The 22,821-nt window shown below is 32.4% G+C and carries 16 protein-coding genes; 11 read left to right on the top strand and 5 right to left on the bottom strand.

The annotated features are described in order from the left end of the window. Window positions 1–152: 152 nt before the first annotated feature. Window positions 153–2,432: a catalase/peroxidase HPI gene (gene katG / locus AC4IF5_RS11240; RefSeq protein ID WP_490734524.1), complete on the top strand. Its 2,280-nt coding sequence runs from the start codon at window positions 153–155 to the stop codon at window positions 2,430–2,432. A 331-nt stretch (window positions 2,433–2,763) separates the two neighbouring features. On the opposite strand, the gene AC4IF5_RS11235 is transcribed toward katG, so the two are convergent. Next, window positions 2,764–2,931, bottom strand: coding sequence for a hypothetical protein (locus tag AC4IF5_RS11235; protein ID WP_490734521.1), 168 nt, complete (start codon window positions 2,929–2,931; stop codon window positions 2,764–2,766). Window positions 2,932–3,285: 354 nt separating this feature from the next. Between AC4IF5_RS11235 and AC4IF5_RS11230 the strand changes: the two genes are divergently transcribed. Beyond that, entirely contained in the window at window positions 3,286–3,477 is a 192-nt protein-coding gene (locus tag AC4IF5_RS11230) for a cold-shock protein (RefSeq protein WP_490734517.1), read from the top strand. Window positions 3,478–4,883: 1,406 nt separating this feature from the next. Here the strand turns inward: AC4IF5_RS11230 and AC4IF5_RS11225 are convergent. Genes AC4IF5_RS11225 through AC4IF5_RS11215 form a run of 3 tightly spaced genes read right to left on the bottom strand, consistent with a single transcriptional unit; the run spans window position 4,884 to window position 13,631 of the window. Continuing rightward, on the bottom strand, window positions 4,884–8,426 hold the full coding sequence (locus AC4IF5_RS11225) for a DUF6443 domain-containing protein (protein WP_490734516.1): 3,543 nt from the start codon (window positions 8,424–8,426) through the stop codon (window positions 4,884–4,886). A gap of 3 nt (window positions 8,427–8,429) precedes the next feature. Further along, window positions 8,430–12,038 (bottom strand): DUF5977 domain-containing protein, encoded by a 3,609-nt coding sequence (locus AC4IF5_RS11220; RefSeq protein WP_490734515.1) that lies wholly within the window; start codon window positions 12,036–12,038, stop codon window positions 8,430–8,432. Between the two features lie 9 nt (window positions 12,039–12,047). After that, entirely contained in the window at window positions 12,048–13,631 is a 1,584-nt protein-coding gene (locus AC4IF5_RS11215) for a T9SS type A sorting domain-containing protein (RefSeq protein WP_490734514.1), read from the bottom strand. A gap of 736 nt (window positions 13,632–14,367) precedes the next feature. Between AC4IF5_RS11215 and AC4IF5_RS11210 the strand changes: the two genes are divergently transcribed. The 3 genes from AC4IF5_RS11210 to AC4IF5_RS11200 all read left to right on the top strand — a co-directional run bounded on the left by AC4IF5_RS11210 (window position 14,368) and on the right by AC4IF5_RS11200 (window position 18,693). After that, complete coding sequence (locus tag AC4IF5_RS11210) at window positions 14,368–15,822, top strand: tyrosine-type recombinase/integrase (RefSeq protein WP_490734513.1); 1,455 nt, start codon at window positions 14,368–14,370, stop codon at window positions 15,820–15,822. Window positions 15,823–16,906: 1,084 nt separating this feature from the next. Then, on the top strand, window positions 16,907–17,170 hold the full coding sequence (locus AC4IF5_RS11205) for a helix-turn-helix domain-containing protein (RefSeq protein WP_490734512.1): 264 nt from the start codon (window positions 16,907–16,909) through the stop codon (window positions 17,168–17,170). Between the two features lie 227 nt (window positions 17,171–17,397). Next, window positions 17,398–18,693, top strand: a complete 1,296-nt coding sequence (locus tag AC4IF5_RS11200) for a BT4734/BF3469 family protein (RefSeq protein WP_490734510.1) — start codon at window positions 17,398–17,400, stop codon at window positions 18,691–18,693. Window positions 18,694–18,701: 8 nt separating this feature from the next. Here the strand turns inward: AC4IF5_RS11200 and AC4IF5_RS11195 are convergent, their stop codons facing one another. Beyond that, the gene (locus AC4IF5_RS11195) at window positions 18,702–19,484 is read right to left on the bottom strand and encodes a hypothetical protein (RefSeq protein WP_490734508.1); all 783 of its coding nucleotides are present in this window, start codon (window positions 19,482–19,484) and stop codon (window positions 18,702–18,704) included. Window positions 19,485–19,585: 101 nt separating this feature from the next. On the opposite strand from AC4IF5_RS11195, the gene AC4IF5_RS11190 reads away from it, so the two are divergent. The 6 genes from AC4IF5_RS11190 (at window position 19,586) to AC4IF5_RS11165 (ending at window position 22,746) form a co-directional block, all read left to right on the top strand. Beyond that, window positions 19,586–20,281 carry a hypothetical protein gene (locus AC4IF5_RS11190; protein ID WP_490734506.1) on the top strand — a complete coding sequence of 232 codons (696 nt, stop codon included), beginning with the start codon at window positions 19,586–19,588 and terminating at the stop codon, window positions 20,279–20,281. Between the two features lie 14 nt (window positions 20,282–20,295). Then, on the top strand, window positions 20,296–20,991 hold the full coding sequence (locus AC4IF5_RS11185) for an HNH endonuclease (protein WP_490734504.1): 696 nt from the start codon (window positions 20,296–20,298) through the stop codon (window positions 20,989–20,991). Between the two features lie 304 nt (window positions 20,992–21,295). Beyond that, window positions 21,296–21,718, top strand: a complete 423-nt coding sequence (locus tag AC4IF5_RS11180; RefSeq protein WP_490734502.1) for a hypothetical protein — start codon at window positions 21,296–21,298, stop codon at window positions 21,716–21,718. Between the two features lie 7 nt (window positions 21,719–21,725). Beyond that, complete coding sequence (locus AC4IF5_RS11175) at window positions 21,726–22,082, top strand: hypothetical protein (protein WP_490734500.1); 357 nt, start codon at window positions 21,726–21,728, stop codon at window positions 22,080–22,082. A gap of 7 nt (window positions 22,083–22,089) precedes the next feature. Further along, window positions 22,090–22,518, top strand: a complete 429-nt coding sequence (locus tag AC4IF5_RS11170) for a hypothetical protein (protein ID WP_490734498.1) — start codon at window positions 22,090–22,092, stop codon at window positions 22,516–22,518. Window positions 22,519–22,524: 6 nt separating this feature from the next. Continuing rightward, on the top strand, window positions 22,525–22,746 hold the full coding sequence (locus tag AC4IF5_RS11165) for a hypothetical protein (RefSeq protein WP_490734496.1): 222 nt from the start codon (window positions 22,525–22,527) through the stop codon (window positions 22,744–22,746). Window positions 22,747–22,821: the final 75 nt, after the last annotated feature.

Below are 22,821 nucleotides of genomic sequence, written 5' to 3'. Positions count from 1 at the left end.
TGCTGACGAAAATATTTTGTTATAGTTTTTAACTATCGTTGAAATAATTATTAATAGATTGTATTTATTGTACGAACGTTGTAAGTTTGTCATGTTCTTATAACAGAGAATTACTTTAAACTGTATTAATCAAAAAATAAAAATAAACGACAATGGAAAAAGATTTGAATGACATCAGCAAATGCCCGTTTCACAACGGAACAATGAAGAAGAATGTAGCAGGTGGAGGAACTCAGAATTTAGATTGGTGGCCGGATCAGCTTAGAGTAGATCTTCTGCGCCAGCATTCATCGCTGTCTGATCCAATGGATAAAGACTTTGATTATGCCAAAGCTTTTGAAAGCCTGGATCTGGACGCTGTAAAAAAAGATCTTCATGCTTTGATGACAGATTCACAAGACTGGTGGCCGGCTGATTTCGGACATTACGGACCTTTATTTATCCGTATGGCATGGCATAGCGCAGGAACCTATCGTGTGGGAGACGGAAGAGGAGGTGCCGGGGCAGGACAGCAACGTTTTGCGCCGCTAAACAGCTGGCCGGATAATGTCAGTCTCGATAAGGCAAGAAGATTATTGTGGCCGATCAAGCAAAAGTATGGTAAAAATATATCCTGGGCAGACCTTCTGATCCTAACCGGAAATATAGCTCTTGAATCTATGGGGTTCAAAACATTTGGGTTTGCAGGAGGGCGTGCTGATGTATGGGAACCGGATGCTGATGTGTATTGGGGCTCAGAAAAAACATGGTTGGGAGGTGACGTTCGTTATGCCCACGGTTCAGAAGGAGTAGTAGAGGGCCATAGCGCAGTCCTTCCTACAGATGATAACGCAGATGGAGACATCCATTCCAGAAATCTTGAAAATCCGCTTGCAGCCGTACAAATGGGACTTATCTATGTAAATCCTGAAGGCCCGGACGGAAATCCGGATCCTATCGCGGCAGCCAAAGATATCCGTGATACATTCGGACGTATGGCGATGAATGATGAGGAAACGGTTGCATTGATTGCCGGAGGACATACTTTTGGTAAAACCCATGGTGCAGGACCGGCTGATCATGTAGGAAAAGAACCTGAAGCAGCAGGAATAGAGCAGCAGGGGCTGGGCTGGGCAAGCAGCTATAAATCCGGAAGCGGAAAAGATGCTATTTCCAGCGGTCTGGAAGTAACCTGGACAGAAACTCCGACCCAGTGGAGCAACTATTTCTTTAAAAATCTTTTTGAGAACGAATGGGAACTGACCAAAAGCCCTGCCGGAGCTCATCAGTGGGTGGCAAAAAGCGGAGCTGAAATTATTCCTGATGCATTCGATTCTTCTAAAAAGCATAAACCGACAATGCTTACAACGGACCTTTCATTAAGATTTGATCCCGTTTATGAAAAAATATCAAGACATTTTTATGAAAATCCTGATGCGTTCGCAAACGCATTTGCAAGAGCATGGTTTAAGCTTACTCACAGAGATATGGGACCCCGTGCCCGCTATCTGGGGCCGGATGTACCACAGGAAGAACTAATTTGGCAGGATCCTATTCCTGAAGTGAATCACGAACTGGTTGACGAAAACGATATAGAAACTCTTAAATCAAAAATTTTAAATTCAGGATTAAGTATTTCTGAACTGGTATCTACAGCCTGGGCTTCAGCTTCTACATTCAGGGGAAGTGACAACCGTGGTGGAGCCAACGGAGCCAGAATCAGACTGGAACCTCAGAGAAACTGGGAGGTAAACAATCCTTCACAGCTACAGAAAGTATTGGGGATACTGGAAGGAATTCAGAAAGAGTTCAATGATTCTCAGATTGGAGGAAAGAGAATATCATTGGCAGATATCATTGTTTTAGCAGGGAGCGCTGCCGTGGAAGCCGCTGCAAGAAATGCGGGGCACAATGTGAAAGTTCCTTTTGCGCCAGGAAGAATGGATGCCTCCCAGGAGCAAACGGATGTAGAATCTATGGGATATCTTGAACCGGCAGCCGACGGATTCCGTAATTATCTGAAAAGAAAATTCACAGTATCTACAGAATCCTTGCTGATCGATAAAGCTCAGCTGCTGACCCTTACTGCTCCGGAATTAACAGTATTAATAGGAGGTATGCGTGTTTTGGATACCAATTTCGACGGTTCAAAACATGGTGTATTTACCAGCCGTCCGGGCGTTCTTACCAACGATTTCTTTGTAAACCTTCTGGATATGAAAACACAATGGAAAGCAATGTCAGAAGACAAAGAACTGTATATAGGAAGTGACCGGTCAACAGGTCAGCCAAAATGGACAGCAAGCCGTGCCGATCTGGTTTTCGGATCCAATTCCGAATTAAGGGCAGTGGCTGAGGTCTACGGAAGTGCCGATGCGCAAGATAAGTTTGTGAAAGACTTTGTGGCTGCATGGACGAAGGTGATGAATCTGGATAGGTTTGATTTGAGATAATCAATGACTTTGATAATGAATTAAGAGGCTGTCCCTTTTGAGACAGTCTCTTTTTTTATTATTTTTGTCTCGTCCTAAAAGAGCGTTATACAAACCAAGTAATGTTATGGAACAATTTTAAAATCAGTATGTAAAACGGAGTCAAAAAGATTATAGCTTATCCTTTAAACTAGCTGTCGTACAAGAAGTGGAAAATAATCGGGCCGCAATGCGCAAGTATGAGATCCAAGGTCATAGTACTATCACCGAATGGCGGAGAAAATATGGTAACTTTGATATAGATAACCATTCACAAAGTAAATCTATGCAAACCCCGGAACAAAAGATTCAATCACTTCAGGAGAAAATAAAGCGTTTGGAACGCCAGAATCAATCCTAAATCAATATTTCGGGAAACTATGGTAAACGGATTGTGCTGTTTCAGGTATGATAATGGTTTTACCTGCGGATAGGTGAAATAGGTATATAAGACTTTACTATTTACCCCAATTAAAATCATCAAAATACATTTTAACTTTATGCTGATTAGTATGGGTGAATAAATAAAAAGTGCTTGTTTTCAATAAATTATGTGTATATTTGTAAAATAATCAGGCTCCTGCCAACGCTTCTTCTGAAACTTTTGAGTTTACTCTTTCTATCAGTTTTCGCTTTTACAGCCGCTAATTTTTGTCATCAATATAACAGATGCAGTATCTTTTTTCAACTTGAATATTTTCAAGATTCTAAAAAACATCAACATCATTTCTTGCTTACAAATCGATTTATTATTGTTTTGATGTAATTATCAAGACAGTAATGGCAATAGCCAAAACAATTTATCAGTAATACAATAATTTTATAATACATTACAATGCAACAAGGAACAGTAAAATTCTTTAACGATGCCAAAGGATTTGGTTTTATTACACCATCAACAGGTGGGCAAGATGTTTTCGTACATACTTCAGGTTTAGTAGATAATATTCGTGAAAATGATGTCGTAACATTCGATTTACAAAACGGAGCAAAAGGCGTTAACGCAGTTAACGTAAAAGTAGTTTAATCTCTGAGGATTAATAATCTTCAATAGTGATACAAGCAGATAATTTATTTTATCTGCTTTTTTGTCTGAATAATTACCTTTCTCACTGTAATTGTGTGTTCTCATTATTGATATCTACTAAAATTTATATACTAAAGCATTAATATTCATACCTGTCCCAACAGATGCAAATAAAACTATATCATTTTCTTTGATATTGTGCTCTGGAAGTTCATTATTTAATATTATTGTAAATAAAATAGATGAGTTGCTACATGACTGTTTCCTGGTTTGCTAATTATCATCAGTATAACATCTTTATAAAATTCTATACCCAATCTATACATTTTTGAATAGGCATCGTGACAATACCTACCGTAAGCTTACACCTATATAGGTAGATACCTTTTTTTTCAACTACCTCCATTAGAGATTTTTTGTTTTTGACTGCTGTTTCTGTTTTTGGTTTAATCTCGGAGATTATTCGAGCTATGACGAACTACTGGAAGCAATGTATGAACTGCATTCTGATGAATCCGCCCCTGAATTTATTTTTCAAGATTACGAACACCGTGAACTGTTTGAGAGATTGGGATTGATAGGGGAAAGTTTTTTATCTCCCAAGATTTACGAAATTGCAGAGCAAATAAATGAATCAGAGTATGATTCAGAAGTATTCTCCTTACAAAAATATACAGCATTATGGTTTTCGATAAAGAATATATTTTATCTTGCGTTCTTCTAATAAGCATTAACTATTTTTGTATTATAAATAGAAGCCACCGCAATTGCAGTGGCTTTTTGTTGATTTTACTTATTAGAAATAAGCATCGTTTAATTATGGATTGATTCCTAGTTCTTAATTCTTTATAGTATCCTTATAAAATTTTATTCTCAAAAAGAGTTCCTGTCCAAGTATTTCATTTAAGATCTATAATGATGTAGATTTACTAAACGGTGGATATGTTGTATTCCTTGCTTTGGTAAATAATTTCCAAAATTATTGAAGTTTGAATTATCAGATGTATATTACTTTACTCTAAAGGGGAGTCAAATAAAAGGTTTTTCATAACGCCAATTGTGAGCATAACCAAAAAGAAGAGTAAAAAATATGCGAAGAAATTAACAAATCGTTTTCTATTATCATGATTTCCTAACGTATTGGTATTATAATTATTTACAAAGCTCCTTAGTCCTAAAGTAAATACAACAATAATTGATGTAAATGTGATATAAAGGATAATTGATTGCTTTAGTTCAAAGAAGAGTAATATTACTAAAATATCTATTAATGCAATAATCCAACTTAATTTAAATATTTTAAAGGACAATATATTTTTTCCCAACATTAAAAATATTGAATTTGAAAATATAATGATAAGAAGTATTATTTGTAAGATTGTATTCATAAGATTGTATATTAAAAATTAATAAGAGAAAGGATTGGGGAAAGTAAGCTTTATATCAGCACCCAAGCCTAGGCCATCTGCTACCTTTCCTGAAACACCTACAGAAAAGCTATTATTTTTAGGGTTGTAAAGATAAGATGCACCACCTTTTGCACCTACTGCTCCAACTGGGATAGAACCTGTTATGTCCGCTCCCCATCGACCTCCAGGAGAAGTAGCACTCCAATTTCCTTCAAATTCAGCGAATGCACCAATTGCACCAATATCAGCTGACCATCCATATTGGTCACTCTGCATGTTAGCTCCTACAAAACCCGTTAGTCCTTTTGCCCCCAAAGAAAAAGCTAAGGTACTTGTTGTGAAACTCAATTTTGCCTCTCCAACAGTTCCTTCTAAATAACCTTGAAGATTTGAGTTGTTACCGATTAGATATGGCATAGAAAGTCCACCTTTTACATTCATCAGTTTTACATTAAGATTTGCATCTAAACCCTCAAAATTAAAATTTTTCAAACCTGCATTATAGTCAATTGCTGTGAAGTCAAATGATGAAGATGTAAATGATGAAACATTTCCATTCATTTTAGAGAACCATTTACCATAATATGTACCGTATGTATGATCTTTGCCTTCATTATAAATTTTAGTTTCAGACCAATCTCCTGGTCCACCAGGTCCTAAAGTAACTTTTGAACCACTAGCACTTTGATATTCATTATTTGTATATCCGTCAGAAAAATTACTATATCCCATTGATTGATAATTGTCTTTTGTCACTTTGTCATGCCATTCCCATTGATTCCCTTTTAATCCCCAACCATCAGGTGCTCTTCCATCAGGATCTATAAATCCTATCGGATTATTGAATGCATAGTTATAGGGAGAGTATCTTCTCATTTTTTCGGCAAGAGGATCAATTACTCCCCATCTCCCGATATCCGGCATATACATTCTTGCTCCATAGTCATACATACCTGTTTCTTGTAGCTCTTTGCCGTTGTACTTGTAATTATAAGGTATATTAAATTCTTTGAGGTTATCATATTCATTATATCCTTGATGTAATAAACCAAAAGGGTAGTAATTGTTTTCTTTTATATACCATTTTCCACCACCATCGAGAACACTATAAGTAAATCTAATATTCCCCAGGTGATCTTTATAATCATATAAATACTGAATTCTTTCAAAATTATAGGCGCCTTCAGCTGTAGGTATTAATTTTAAAACTCCATTTTCATATTGGAAGCCATCCAGGTATTCAGTTATTTTATTTCCAAAAGTCTTTTTCAGTTTTGTACCATCTGCGCTATAAAGGTAGGAAGTATTTCCTTGCGTAGCTATAATTTGTTTGGGTAAGTTCAAATAGTTATATACTATAGATGAAATGCCTTTATCTTTTTGGCTGGTCATATTCCCGTTTATATCATAGGTAAACGTACTACCTCCAATTGGATAACCTGAGAGATTATTTCTGTTGTCAGTAACTTTTGTTAATTTATTTGACAAATTGGGAATCTCATAGTCATACACAAGTTCATCAATTTGCATGGCTGTTGACGAACCTGGAGGTGGTGCCTGGAACCTGTTTAGAGTTTTGACATTCCCGTTAAGATCATAACTGATTTCTTCATCGTAAAAATGATTCTGGGAATTGGAAGTTAGATAAGGTGTTAAAAAAGTCCCCTTTGTAAGCCTGTTCACGGAGTCATAATTGTAAGCATACCTTCTGTGTATCTTATCATTTGCGGTTTTCCAATCTACTTCTGAAATATTTCCATTATATTTTGCTGCACCGTATTGGCTGTCTTGTGGATTTTGATATTTTAATCTCATTGCAAAAAAATCATCTCCCAAGTTATCAGGATCATTAATGTCTGTTAGCCAACCTCTTATATTATATTTATAATCAATTGATTGTAAAGGGATGTAATAATCTGAATCTTCGCGTCCTGTATCCTTTTTTACCAATTGTCCTAATTCATTGTAGCTTAGTATAGCCAACGGTTCCTCTACATAATTATTAACTTTATGTTTATGAGTGATAAGCCTATTTTGGTAATCATATTCAAAAGTTTCTTTTATTTTAACTTCTTCAGTATTAGCGGTTCTTTTGTGATAAACATATGATTCTTTAACAATCCCTGAAAAGTCCAATAAGAATTCACTTCTGGTAGAGCCGCCTAAATGATTGATAGAATGAGAACCTATGTTTCTTCCTTTTGAGTCATACCATGTATAATTCTTTGTCCAGTTGTCATCATCAATATTTTTAATATAAGTTGCAACTGCCATGGATTGGGTATTTATAGAGGAATTCTGTAGGTCAGAAAGCACACTTTGCCCCAAAATATTGGTCGGAATAGTGGGGGCTCCTATTGGGTAAGTATCATAATAATTAACACTGAGTACGGTCATACTTCCTGTAGGAAATGCACTCTTTGTATAATAAATGTCTAAACCATTTTGTGAAAAAGGAGTGGTACTTCTGGACTCATTATTTCCTGGATTTGCAGTCATATTATTAATGGCAGTTTGCATAACGATTCTACTTGCTGTATTTGTAAAGAAACCAGTATATGCAACTCTACCAAATATGTCATATTTTGTAAAAAGCCATCCTTTTTTTGAGAAATTATTAGTTGTACTGCCTAGTGATTCATCCTGGGATAAAACAACTCTATCCTGTTTGTCATAGATCATATATTCCCACCCTTTACCAGGAAGTTTCTTTTCAACAAGTCTGCCCTTATTATCATAACGATACTGATAACATAGATTATTGAGAAGGATCTCGGTGATTGCTTGATGAACGGCATTAGGTGGTATAACGAATGCCAGTTGGCCATATTCATTATAAACATAATAAGTGTCTACATAGGTAGTAGAGTCCATAATTTTTCTTAGCAGTAAGGTTTGCCCTTCTGTATTCGTGAATTCTACAGTTTGATTTCCATCTTCATCAGTCAAAATGTTTTTATACAAAGTACCAGGAGCATAAGTCTCGGCCGTAGATAGACTTACCTCACTTTTAGTTGTTCCATTCTCCCAAACAGTACTTATAGTGTATTTGTAAACTTCATTAGCTTCGTTGGCTTCATATGCGAATTTTATTGGTTTATTTGCCCAATCTTTTCCTACCTGAATCTGTTTTTGAATTCTATTTAAAGGAGAATTTTCAAAAACTTTTTCTGCATAAATTTTTTCTGCCCCGTAAGGAGTGCTACTTAGGTTATTTAATGGATCAGGAACAATAGCTCCGTTTAAAGAGTTGCCTTGAGGAACGGGAAGGAATTCTTTGGACAGTCTTCCAAACTGGTCATATTCGATATGGGTTACAACGTCCTTGCCTAAAGGGGATGCTTTTACATTAACAACTTGTTTGGGTCTTCCCAGACCATCAAAGTACTCTACTATATGAACTTTTTTAGTATTGTCATTAGGTTGAGTTACAGGCTCTAAGTAAGTGCGTGTCTGTATATAATTTTCTGTAGTAGATAGTTGAGCCCTCATATTTATTGATATAAGAAGTAATCCTATAGCTATGATTGATTTTTTCATTACTTATTCGCTTTTTTGAAATTGGAAGGTGAAATTCAGGTAGTTATATCTGCCAGGTGTTATCGTTCCAGATATTAATTTTGCAGATACGTTTCCGCCATTGTCAACTCTGATTTCCCATGTACGATTTGCTGGAGTAGTTCCAAAAGGTCCACCTGGGAGTTCATCAAAAGTAAAGACTAACGCGGTTTTAGATCGTTTACAATCCCCTTCAATATATCCTAATGAGCGAGGAATATTAAAAAATGTTGGATTTAAACCTTGTGTAGCGATATAAGCTTTGAACTTCACCGTGTTTCCTTCATTATAGATTACAGGAGTGTTAGTAAGTACTAATGAATTGAATGTTACAAAATTACATTGTGAAGCTATACATATTGCATTTTGATTGGCTAAATATTGCCCTGTTGAATTAATGTCCAAGACTGCTTGTTGTTCAGCATCATCTTGGCTAATGAGGGAAGAGTAAGTTTCAGCAGGAACTGTATAAGTATAAGGACCACCTGCAAAACCTTGTCCACAATTATTTCTTGTAAATGTTTTAGTTTTTTCTGTATTATAATATACGGTTGGATACGTATAAGGGGAAGCATAGTTGTAATTAAAATCTTTAAGGATTTCTCCTGATATGTTAGTGATTTTATCCAGTCTGTTTTTTGTGTCGTATATATAATTCTCTCTTATCCCTGAAGAAGACATTTTACTTGTAATACCTACTAACGGATTATAGGTAGATGTCGTTATTGGGTAATCTTGTAAAGCTGGATTTTTCCTAAAAGTCTCCAATGCATTAATTAATGTTTGCTCTGAGTTTGTATCTTTGTCGATATCAGACTTTTTTACTATATCTAAGTTCAAATATGCTGTTGGGCTTGCAGAAAGTCCAAATATTTGCATTAAATCTGTGTAGGTAATTCCCTGTATCTGAGCAATAGGTAAAGTCTGGTGATATCCCCATATTGTTGTAGTAGGAATATCTTGTTTTGCTTTATTTTGTAATAGATTTCCTTTATCATCATAGAGTTGATAATACATTTGATCTTCCGTCTGTACATTTGAGATAGAAGAAAAATCAGCGTTTAAAAGAGAATTTCTTGTTGTTCCGATTTTCCAAGTATTTGAAGTATTGGCATTTTTAGTATAAATATTTTCCGTTAGACTACTTTTACCTGTTTTATTTTTTTCTATTGTCATTACAGGTTTTATGATATTGTCGTTTAGCATATTTTTATAAGTAGCATATTTACCGGCAGCATAATCAAAATCATTGCAATTACCTATAACGCAAGCATCATTTAATCTTAACGCATCTCCTGGATAATATATATTTTTTGCGATTTCACTTCCATCTGTCAAAATCTCCTTGGTTTCGATAGGAAAAGGATGCCAGTACAAATATTTATCATTATAAGTTTTTTTAAAATTTCTTGTAATACTCTTATTTCCAAAGTATTCTGTTGTGATGATATTCTCGGGCAAGTATGGAAGAACAGGAATATACATTCTTCTTCCTTCGGCAGATGGTAAACCTTCTGTAGATACATAATAATTATTATCTGTAATTTTACAATTTGAGCAATTACTTGTTGGTTCACTTAGAGGCTCAACATTATTTAGAAAATTTTTGTATTTATATTCTGTAATACTTTTAAGAACACCATTAACATCTATTAATTCTACTTTCGTTGGTTTTCCTCTTTCGTTTTCTTTCGATAATAATTTTGCCGCTCCTAGATTAGTTATTCCATGAAAATTAGGATTCTTAAAATATAAAGATTTAGCTTCGTCTGGATTAGTTTTTCTGTTAGTAAAAAAATATTTTCTTATTCCTTTTTCATCAATTTCCTGAACTTCTGTATAATGTATTAAGTCAGAACTATACATATTCGGGGAAAGGTTTTCTGAAGATGAGGTCATAGCCCCACTATAAGTGATCAAACCATTTGGGTTCATAAAAACAACAGGCGTAGGTTTTAAATAAACTCCCTGGTCTAAAATTCCTGTTGACTTATTTGAAATATCTATATATTTATAATTTTTAGTATATGCATTGATTCCATCATTAATAATTTCTTTGTATAATCTTGCTCCATAATACTTGTTTTCAGCGACATTTTCAACAACATTGTTCTCTTTATAAATCATGGAATACTTGTGGGGTTCGTAAAAAAATTCTTTGTATCCTCGTGTAGGAAGTAATATTCTTTTTAATAAACCTGTTTTGAATATTTCTTTATCTGGATTTTCAGGATCATTATAGTTCATTTTACCATTCCAGAAACCCATTGTATTCTTGCTTGCGGAATTATATTGTGGAAAATCATTTGTTTTATAATAGTCAAAAACATATTCCTCATCTTTTTCATTGGAAACCTTTTTTAAAAAAGTTCTCTTGTAAGTTCCACCTAGATTATCATAAGATAAAGAGATATTTTTTACGAGCAAATTATTAGTATCAAAGACTGTTATTTTTTTTAAATAAACCTTTGTAAGTTCTAAGGGATTTGTTGTTTCATCATACTCAAAATTCAATTTTCCAACATCACTAATATTAATATTTTCTAATATACATTGTTTAGAATATACAGTTTCCGTACTTTTTTCGGATGAAACTATATCACCAATAGTTCCGTCATTTACGGAGCGTATTGATGTAGTTGAAACAGTATTTATCTGTCTACCGATAAATAAATTATTACTTTTTAAAGCTTGCTTGTCTGGAAATGAAATCATAAAATTAGCAGTGACATTTTTCCCTTCATTAATAAAACTATTTAAAATACTTTTGTTACTATTTTTGTATGTAGCATTTATTATTCTTCCGTTATATAGGATTATTTTTTTTAAATTCCATCCAACAATATAATTTGTTCTTATATTCCTTTTTACAGAGGTATTATACACGCTTGGGGTAGCGTATTCAGAATTATCAACATTTAACTGATGATAGTTAATTTCTAATTCATTAGGTGATCCTCCAAAAATAAATATGTTACCCTTATCATCCTTAAATGTAATTTCAGAAAATGTAATCTCTTCAAAAAGAGGCTGACAGCCAAGATTATTTATATCTACAGTCAGGTTAGCATTTTCACAAACAACAATAGTTTTTCCATTATGATCGATAACAAAATATCCCTTATAATTTAAAAAGTCAAAATAATATTTATCTGTCATCCATGTAAAGTATTCATTAGAAGTGCTTGTCGGATTTTCTAATAACATTTTCTTTGTAAAAGAAAAAGAACTAGGTTTAAAACAATCTTGTTCATTACCATTTACTTGGTTATAATACAATGAATATTTTCTAGTTAAAGGTCTATTTGTTTCTCGTGTAATTTTGCCAAATAAATTAACATTCCAATTAAGACCTACAATATCGGGTTCTATATGTGGCCTGAAACCATTAGACTCATATGTAAGGTTACTTGCTAATGTTAATTCATTTCCAAGACCGATTTGATAAAGAGGAACGGAAACATTAACTAATCCTGAGTATAATTTATTATTGGTTTCTACACCTTTAATTAAAGCGTAACTACTAATACTCTTATCTTGAGAATAAAGGAGATTATTTATGAATAGTAGTAGGATGCAAATATAATTTTTCATAATACAGTTTTATTTCTTTATCAGCTTCACATTCGCTGTTTTGTTGTTATCAGTTTTTATAGTCACTAAGTAAGCACCTTGAACTAAGGACTGAGTATTTATCTTGGTAACTTTGTTTTTGGTTTTCAAATTCTGAAGCTGTCTTCCACTCATATCATACAGCATAATGTCTGCTTCTTTGAAATCAAAACCGACTTCTACGTAAGTATAATCTGATACAGGATTCGGATAGATCCTAATATCATATTTTTCAATCAGATCATTTACTTGTTTGTCACCTAGCTTTACAATCTTCCAGTTTTCTTTTCCTAGTTCCTCAGCACTTGTTCCTGCGAGAATAATAGAGCCATCTCTGTTTAGTTTTAGGTCAGATAATCTTTCCTCTCTCTTTCTAAATTCTCCTTTGACATGTTTTCTCCATTGTTCATTACCGTTGTTATCTAAATACAACATCCAGAAGGTTTCATCATTCTCTTGTATTCTTCCTTCTGCCTGAGTATAACCGCCTAATAAGATTCCCTTAGTTTGCTCAAGTCCTTGAATAGCATTCATACTCATCAAAATATCACGGTTTTTGAAATTGTAGGATTTTTGCCACTGTTCATCACTTTTTTCGTTAAGGGCAATCAGCCAAAGGTCAGTCCCTTCTTCAATTCCTACAGTCTTATTTCCTGATCTTTCAGATCTAGATTCTCCACCGATGATGTAACCATTTGCTGTTAAAGCCAACGTTCTTACATGGTCGTCTCCTTTACCTCCAAAATTTTTTTCCCATTCTACTTTTCCGTTTTTGTCTAATTTGACGATCCAATAGTCGCCTTCACCGAAGTTGATGCTGGCTTTTGGCAACTGGCTAATGGCTGTAGAGGTTACAGATGATAAATTTCGGTTGGCAGATTGACCGGTCGGAAGTTTGGTCTCTGGATTTCTTACTCCTGAATCACGAACCTCGGAACTCCTGGAATAAATTCCAAGCAGTGCTCCGCCGTCTTTCGTTGGTATCATTTTTTCAACTTCATCAAGACCTTTTCCTCCTAAGATAAGTTGGGATAATTCTTTCCCATCTTTATCCAGCCTGATGATCCATACATCTTTAGAACCATAGCCTTTGGATGAGTTTTGTACATTTCCAGCTATAATAAAACCTAGATCAGTAGTTTGAATGACTGCTTTTGCTTCTTCTTCAGAAGATGTTCCCAACGTTTTCTGCCATAGCTCATCTCCGTATTCGTTGATCCTGATGAGCCAAATGTCTGATCCGCCTTTGGAATCCTCTTTTTTATCGAGTCCTTTTCCTGAATAAGAGGTTCCTGCTAATAGAAATCCACCATCTTGAGTAGATACTGTTGCTGATAAATAATCGTGGTTTTGCCCTGAGAAATATTTTTCCCAGACTTCTTCGCCCTGTTGATTGAGTTTTACCAGATGGAAATCGTAGCCATTGTTTTGTTTGTTTCCCTGCTGAAGTTTGTTACTCTGTATTGAGCTTCCTGTGATAAGATACTGTTGATCTATTGTAGTAGTCACTTGGCTCATAAAATCTTGTGTGGAAGATTTAATATCTTTTTGCCAAGCAACTTGCTGAGCAGACATGCTAAATATTGTGCATAAAGTACATGCACAGAGATAAAGCTTTTTCATCCTTTTGTTTTTTTAGTTAGTATTAGTTTGATTTTTTGCAAATTTAACTTTTTTTTAACACGCTATTTGTTTCATGTTAAAGTGATTTAGTATGATTTTTATCACGGTTTCGTGGATTTAAGAACTACTTGTTTTATATTGAAACAAAAGTATTTGTGAAGTACGTCAAATCATGTCGTATTAAAATTATTTTATTAATCTCTTCATAAAAGTCCTTTAAATATTATTATGAGATTTCCAGTGATGAAGATTTTGTACAATATTTATATGAAGATGATACGTCTAATATTCCTAATTGGATTGTGATTGATTCGGTAGCAACCGTACGGAGCATAATGTTCGATTATTTTGAAAGTGACGGACATTATTTCCGTGGTTAAAATGCAATTGGATTAAGATACGTTCAAATAGGTTAAAATATTTCAAGTCGGGAAAAAACTCGGGAGTAAAAAAATAAAAAACCTTGAAAATCAATCGATTAATAAGGTTTTATGTAGACCCACAGGATATAACACTTTGCATTTGTTTATATTTTGTTAAATAAATTTTATAGCTTGTATTGCTGATTAATAGGTGATTAAATTTTATTGAATGCAAATGAATTTAAATACATTCAAAATTTACAGTGACCAAAATAGTGACCAAACTTGAAATATTCGTATATTTGTTATGCAGATATTTTTATTTTATGGCACAATATAACAACGAAACAGGAAGCGTAAATTTCAGACTGAAAGAACCAAAAGCGGAAATTTCCCGAATAATGGGTAGATATTCATTTAAAGGTTTGCAGGCAGATTTTACTACAGGTTTAAAAACTATTCCGAGCAGTTGGGACAGTGAGACGAAAACAGTCACTTCAGGAACTGATAAAAGAGAAATCAACCAAAAGTTAAGCAGGTTTAAAATTTCTATTGTAGATGCTCACAAAAATTTCAATGAGCATTACAATCGTGTGCCAACAAAGAAAGAACTAAAAACGATTGTTGATAATGCTGTAGAGGGGAAAGAGCTCAATACGGTACAAAAAAGTAAAAAATCTTTTGATGATGTTTTTCAAGAGTTTATAAAATTACTTGAATTAAGAAACAAACGTGCTGTTTCGTCTGGACAAAAACCCCTGCATAAAAGTTATGTATCATCATTTAATGTGATGTACCGAGATTTAAAAGATTTTGCTACTGATAACAGTATTTTTTTGGACATAGACAAATTTGATGAAACACAGTGTTTAGAGTTTCAAAATTGGCTACTTGATACAGAAAAGGTAAAGGAATTGAGTACGCTCAAAACACGAATCAAAAGATTGTCACAAGTGCTAAAACGTGCATTTGAGAAAGGCTATACAAACAATAGGAGTTATTTACAAGAAGAGTATAGCGTTAAAGTACCTCCGAGTTTCCATACAGTATTGACAGAACCAGAAATCAAAATATTGTATGAACATGATTTTTCAGGCTTAAAAAGATTGGAAAGAATAAGAGATTTGTTTGTTTTAGGCTGTCATGCTTCACTCCGATTCGGAGATATAACACGAATTGAGAATGGGCATATAGACGAAAGTTCAGGAAATATAAGCATATTATTAAATAAAGGTTCTCGTGTTGACAAGTACAAAACGGTGAACTTTCCGATTTTTGGGTATGCAGGAGAAATTTTGAACAAATATGATAATGATATTAAGAGCATTGCTATATCGAATCAAAATACAAACGAATACCTGAAAGAACTGTTTAAAGAGATTCCCTATTTTAATGAAAAAGTAATAACTCGTGAACGTCCAACTAACGAAGGAGTTGTTTTTGAAACAATCAACTTTACGGATAAAGTGGCTTTTCATGATTCTAGGAGAAGTTTTTGTACGAACCGATATATTGAGGGGTGGGACTTATTGGAGATATGGCAATACACGGGTCATACTGATGAATCTGTTTTTAAAACTTATTTCAAACCTACCTTTGAACATGAGCAGATAAGGCAGCAGAGCATCAAAGCAAGAAACGAAAAACTTCAAAAAGTTGATTTACAGGCAAAACAGATTGAGGAACTGAAAAATCAAATGCAGATGATGAAAGAGCTTTATGAGAATGGAAACATGGAGCAGTTAGCCGAAATCATCAATATTAACAAAAATGTTTCATAAAAATCTAAAAAGTTAAAATTTTGGCATATTAATTGAATATTGAAAAAAGATTGATTTTAAAAAACAGTTATTTAAAATGATAATCAGATAAGCGTTCTTTATTCAATAATTTTCTATGATAATAGTTAGGTGCAAACTCAATAATTTCGAGTAAGTGTATAACTATATTTAAAAATTCTGTTTCACTTGAAATAGTGATAAGGGGTGTCACCTGTTTAAAAACGGCAACAGTCAGCTCATTTGAGGAAATGTATAAATCTATTACAGTTGAAATACTGTTGAGGGGAGCCACCTGTTTAAAAATGGCAGTAGTCACTCATTTTTGAGACATGGAATAATTGTGTCTATACTTTTTGAGCATAAGCTATTAAAACCGAAAGTAGTTAGCAACTATTGAGGGGATACACCTCATTAAACACGTGCGGTCACTCTGTTTTGAAACATTATAATGATTTTATATTTGTTCTCAAAATAGCAGGCATGGGAAAATTATATTTATTTAGCATTGTTTAAATGCTATGGCTAAAAAATCCAAACTAGAACAAGCCACTAGGGAGGGGTTGCACCTCAATAAAAACGTGTTGGTCACTCAGTTTTTGAGAATACTCAAAGACAGTAGGCATAGAATAGCTATGTTTAAAATTAAAATCTCTGTAGGAACTAACTGATCCACTCATGGCGTACCACATGCAAAACGGCAACAGAGTCGCTCAGTTTTTGAGAAAGACGTTAAGTCTGTAAAATCTCAAAACAAGTAGACAGAGGATAATTATGTCTTATTGCTAAGTGTAAATAGTCAAAAAGTCGTAAGGATTGACAAACTAAAGAGGGGTTGCACCTCGTGAAAAACGTATTACGCAAGCTCAGATTTTGAGTTGTATTTTAATTTAAAATATAAGCACTCAAAACAGCAGACAAAAAATAATTATGTCAAAAAATTAAGATAGATAGACCAACTCGAAAGAGCTAGGTCTTTTTTTATGCCCGAAAATTAACAAAATAAATAAATACAAGATAGGAGACCCTTTGAGGTCTCTTTTTTTGTTGGTATGAACTAGAAATAGAATAAAAAAAAATAAATATTATGATACAATTAATTTCAATTTCAAAAGATGAACTAATGCAGGAATTTGAGCAAATAGTTTACAAAGTATTAGAAAAAATGCAACAGGATCAAGCTCCAAAAGATCAGAAAGAGTTTTATACTCGTGAAGAAACAGCTAAATTATTAGATGTTAGCCTAACAACACTTTTTCATTGGAATAATGACGGAACTTTAAAAAATACTAAAATTGGCAAAAGAGTTTATTACTCTAAAAATGAAGTTTTAGCACGTCTAAATCCTTAAACTTCTTTTTGACAGTTGTTTTTATTAGTGTGGGGGCGTAAATCTAAAAACTGTTCTCTTATTAATAACCTGTCAATCAAAAAAATACTCTCCTTACAATTTGTTGGCTTGGATCTCAAATAATAGCCCAAAAATCAACTAAAATTTTAAAACAATACAAACCCTCAAAAAGTATAGCAAACAAACTGTATAAGCTATCGCTATGCCCTTATTTTAAATGAATCATTATGAAATATAAACATTTTAAAAATACACCAAATACAATTATAAATATTTGCAAAGCTGTAACATCTAGAGACATTATTTATTCTGTAAAAGATTTAAAAGAATTTATAGACTTAGTAAAATCAGATGATAAGCCTGAAAATGTAACTATTAAGAATCTAAGAACATTTAAAGAGAAAAAATCTGAGTTTAAAAAAATCAAATTAACTCAAATTTCCAGTGCAATACTTCATTTTAATTATGATAACAATAAAATGGTAAGTGAAAACACTAAAAATCCCACAGGCTATTTATTTTTTGATATTGATAATGATGCTTCAGATGTATTAAAGCAACAATTAGACAGTAATCAATATATTGCAGCTTATTGGAAAAGTGTCTCTAATACTGGATTTGGACTAGCAGTTAGAGTTTCTGGAATTACTCCGTTTAATTATCTTGATGCTTGTAAATATATTCGAAGAATATTAAAACTCCCAATCGATGAAAAAGCACATTCAATAGATAGATTGACAGTTCTTTCTTATGATCCCAATGCGGTGTATAAACCCACATCTACTATAATTGACATTAATCCAGTAAATTTTGAAAATGCAATACCCCGTAAAATTTCTAAAAATCAGGAAAAATCTATACAGCCACTTTTCCGTAACACTATCAATAAAGATAAATCTTTATTAGGTATACACTGTGACGGAAAAATAACAATAAAATATAATAATCTTGAAGAAGTAACTGAAAATATGGAGTTTCATTATAATAATAATGGTATCCATGATTGTGGCAAAAATAAAGTAGAATATACAATTGCTTATATGCCTAAAAATGTGAAAACAGGAAACCGTGAAAGAACCTTGGGATTATATGCTAAAAATTTATTATTTCTGAATCCTGATATGACAAAAGAATTGTTGCACAAAATAGTATCAAATGCCAATATGAGAAATCTTTTAAATCCGTTGGATTATAAGGAAGTTAACAGTATAGTAACTAAAGCTTATAATAAGCAAAATGAATTTAAGCCTCCCTGCAAAAAAAATAAAAGATTTTTCTTTAATGATGTTACTCTTACTCCTATTGAGAAGACTTTAAAGTTTTTACCAATTCTTAATGAAGAAAAAAGACAAAAAACTGAGGAAAAGAAAAATTTGATTTCAGAAATACTCTGCAATTGGAACTGTAATGACAGTGGTAAAATAACTCCTAAAAAAGTATTGGAGCTTGGAAATGGAATATTAAAAAAGACATTAGTATACAATTACTTTAGAGATAATAAAAAAGATATTCCGATTTGTTAATAATGTATTTAATTTAAAAGCTCTTTCGTAAAAGCAATTATGGGAGGGGCTATCAAGCTAATTGTTTGAACTATTAATAATAAAGGTTTTAATGGCTTTTCAGGGTTTAGCTTTTGAGATTTAACAAAAAGATATTTTAAAATTCGATAAGAAAGAAATGCTGTAAACCTACACAATGACCATACAACTAATTCGATAATAATAAAAGTTATAATTATCAGTATTGGTAAGAGAAGTAAAATTAAGTATGTCTGATTTTCAATTATTTTTTCAAAGATAACATTTTCGGGTATGTTGAAATTTTTTAAGAAGGTAAATGAAATATAATAAAAACCTAATATTAAAAAATAATATAAGACTATTAGAAACAAGACTAAAGGATTTTTGATTTTCTTCAAAATATTAGTTTTTGTATTCTTATAAAAAGTGGAAAAGTCAGTTTTAAATCCATTAGATAAAAATAACAGAATAAATACAGCTCCTGCCATGGAATAAATTTCTTGCAGTATAAATGATGTATTTGTATTTCCTGCATTTATAGCTATACCCAATATAAGTATCGAAACCATATAAATAACAGCAAAAAAGAATAAAATAACCCTTAACGAATTGATTATTATTCCTGAAGATGCTGTCCTGAAAGTTGTTGCGGTAAATTTTTCAACATATATTCTTATTTGTATATGAAAATTATCAATTTTTTTTAAAGTTACTTCATCTGTAACAACGCTTTCAATAGATCTTGTTACAAGTATAAAAGCTAGAAATAAACTTAAAATAATTAATATCATGAATTGTCTATTTATTGTGACATGAAATTTATATTTTTTTCAATCAACAATGAAATATTAAACGTAATTAATAAATTTGTATTTCATGTAATTTATAACAAATGCTGAAAAAATATAAAAACGAAGTTTATCAGATTATTAAAGAAAAGTTTAGTTTAGATACAAACAGGTTTACTATTTCGGATTTTGAAGAAAAAAATAGCCCTATAACAGAGGTTAAGGTTGTTGATTCCGAGATGAGGTTTCATTTTTTTAATCCAGCAAGCAGTTGGGAACAATTTAGATATAGATACACAGCCTTTAGACCCATTCTTAGTATAACTGAATTTATACCAAATAATGCACAGGTTCATGATAAAGCCGAAGTATTTAAGCATTTTGAAAATTGGATAAAAAATCATGCTGCACTATTTATTGAAGATATGGATTCAGTCGATCATTGGAATAATTTTCAATTTGAACAAAATATTTTCTCTTTGTTAGATGCTAATGCACTTGACAATGCTCCATTCACGATACATCAAGTTCAATATATTACCAATTCAACAAATGTGTTAAGGGAATCAATTGTTGAAACAATTAATCCTACAGAAATACAAATGCAGTATATCACAGAAAGATTGGATTATCTAGTAGATGCTACAGAAAGATTAGGGAAGTTTGATTGGTACGGGGTGTTTTTATCTACTCTTATTTCCATTGCAATTAATATGGGGGTTGATACGGGGACACCACAAGTTTTGTATGAATTGGTAAAACAAGCATTTTCCTCATTTAAATTATTAATGAATAATTAGATTATAAAAACATTATGGAAGAAAAAAAAGTAAGAAAAAGAATCCCGAAGGAAAGTAAAGTGAGAGCTGAGTTACAAAAAGAGATAAATTCATTCTGTCCTTTTTGTAGTAATGATGATGTTGGGCATTTTGAGATCCATCATATTGACGAAAACCCCTCAAATAATGAAATTAAGAATTTAATTTTACTTTGTCCTTTATGTCATTCTAAAATAACTAAAGGGGATATTTCTAATTTTGATGTTCTAAAAAGAAAATTTGAATTAGTAACTACTCCATTAAATATAGATAAGCAAGATAAAAATTCTATAAACTTTAATGCTAAAGTTGGTAATGCTGTAATTGGTGACAATAATAACATTACAATTAAAAAACCAGGTAAAGCACCAAAAGCAAAATATCCAGAAGGTTGTGTAGGATTTGATACCACGAAAGCTAATTATATTGGTCATTTAATAAAACGATATAATGAATATAAAGAATATGAAGTAGGGAAGGATGGAATGAATTATGGAGCGTTTGGGGCTGTATTGAAAAGAGAATTTAAAATTGCTCCTACAAGAACAATTTACAATGTTCCTCTTGAAAGATTTGAAGAATTATCTTTTTATATACAAGGTAGAATTGATAAAACGAAGCTAGCTCGAGTTAAAGGAAAAGAACATAAAAATTATTCCACATTTGAAGAATATAAAACTGATGTTGGATAAGTTATTTAAAAATATTTAGGAACAATTTTTGCTTATTAAGCACAGATTGCAAAAATTTATATCTTTGCAATTCAAATTTTATCGAAAAACAGAAGCATAGCTTTTATTTTGTTAGCAGAAATCTGACAGTTTCAAAAAACGATACAAAATAAATAGTTCATGACTCGTGCTATATGGCATGGGTTATACCTATTTGTATCGTTTGGCTTTGTCAGAGCCTCTGCTAGCAAGTATGGTTGATCCCATGCTTTCTGCATTTTATAACCTTTCACTTTTGGGATTGAGTGAGTAAAAATATTCACTTATGAAAAAACTATTATTCACAGTTTTTACAGCACTAACATTCATTGGTTGTTCAAATCACGATGATGACAACACACAAGCAACAAACAATCCAGTAACAACACAGTATTTTCATCCACCCGCATGGATTCAGGGAAAATGGCAAAAAGACGGAACGACATTGTATAAGTTCACTAATGATGATTTTTATACCATTGCAGGAAGCATAGAAACAAGTTACAAATCCATTTTGGAACAGGGAGCAAGTTTAGGAGCTTCTTCCAGTGTTCCCGAAACTATTTCAGAGACAGTTTATGAATTTACGATTAAATCAGGCTCTACAAATGCAGAATACAAATTCAAAAAGATCAATTCTACGACAATCGAGTGGGTAAATTATCCTTATGCTTCGACAGTCGGTGCATTTTATTTAACTAAACAATAATACTATCATGAAAAAGTTTTTAACAGCAGTAGTGATAGTTGTTTCGACAATTACTTTTGCACAACAAGTAGAGCAAAACAACAAATGTGATTTACCTAAAGATTATCAAGAACCAAAGCCAGAAAAAAGACTACAATCCAGTTTAAAAAGAGTTAATGCTACTATTAATGATTTGAGGAAACATATTGCAGTTGAGAATGATTGTAACGAGGAAGATGTTGTTTTTCTTAGAATTTCTGAACAATTGGGTAATGGTATGTATTCCGTTTGTGTTAAAGGTCAGGAAATGAAATACAAACGTATGGGATCAGTTTTTATGAAAAATTCTGAAAATCCCTTTGATGCATTTAATTCTAATAAATAAGGATAACATGAAAAGGTTATTTTTATTTGTGGGAATATTCTACAGTTTTTCCCTATCAGCACAGGTGTATCATGATAAAATCACATTTTCTTACGGATATGATGTAATTGAAATTATTGAGTATGGAAAACACGTTAAATACATCAATATGCCTACTGTATGTACTTTTAATACTGGAACTAATAAATCAAAAGTAGTTTGTACAAATGAATTATTTAACAATAGCAAAATATTTATCAATATTGATGATGATTTGTTTGATAATTCACAAAAAATAAAATTTCCAAAATCTCCAGTAAAATTTTATGATTACAAAATTGTAGATGATGAAAATTATTATTTACTGAAATTGTGTCCAGATAGGGCAATACTACTAGATATTCACGGAACAGGCTATGTTTTTTATGATTACAAAAAAATGAACAAGAAAAAATAAAACAGTATGAAAAATCACAAAATCCATTTAAAACAAACAGACAGTCAGTTTCCTACTGATAAAGAAATCAGAATGTCACTCCGAAAGTTAGGGTTAAAAGATGTTGTTTTCTCAATATTAAAGACCGTTGAATTTGCTGAATTGTCTGAAAGAGATTTGAAAACAGTTATTACAAGTAAACCCCAAAATCCCTTAGAAGAATTATTGAAAAAGCAACTGTTAAAATAAAACACGTCACGTTTTGACGTTATACAGATTTATATTTGTCAAAATTTAAAAGATTGTTATTTCACTATTTATAGA

The sequence above is a fragment of the Chryseobacterium sp. UF-290 genome (assembly GCF_058245615.1).
This window is presented reverse-complemented; position numbering and strand designations above follow the sequence as displayed.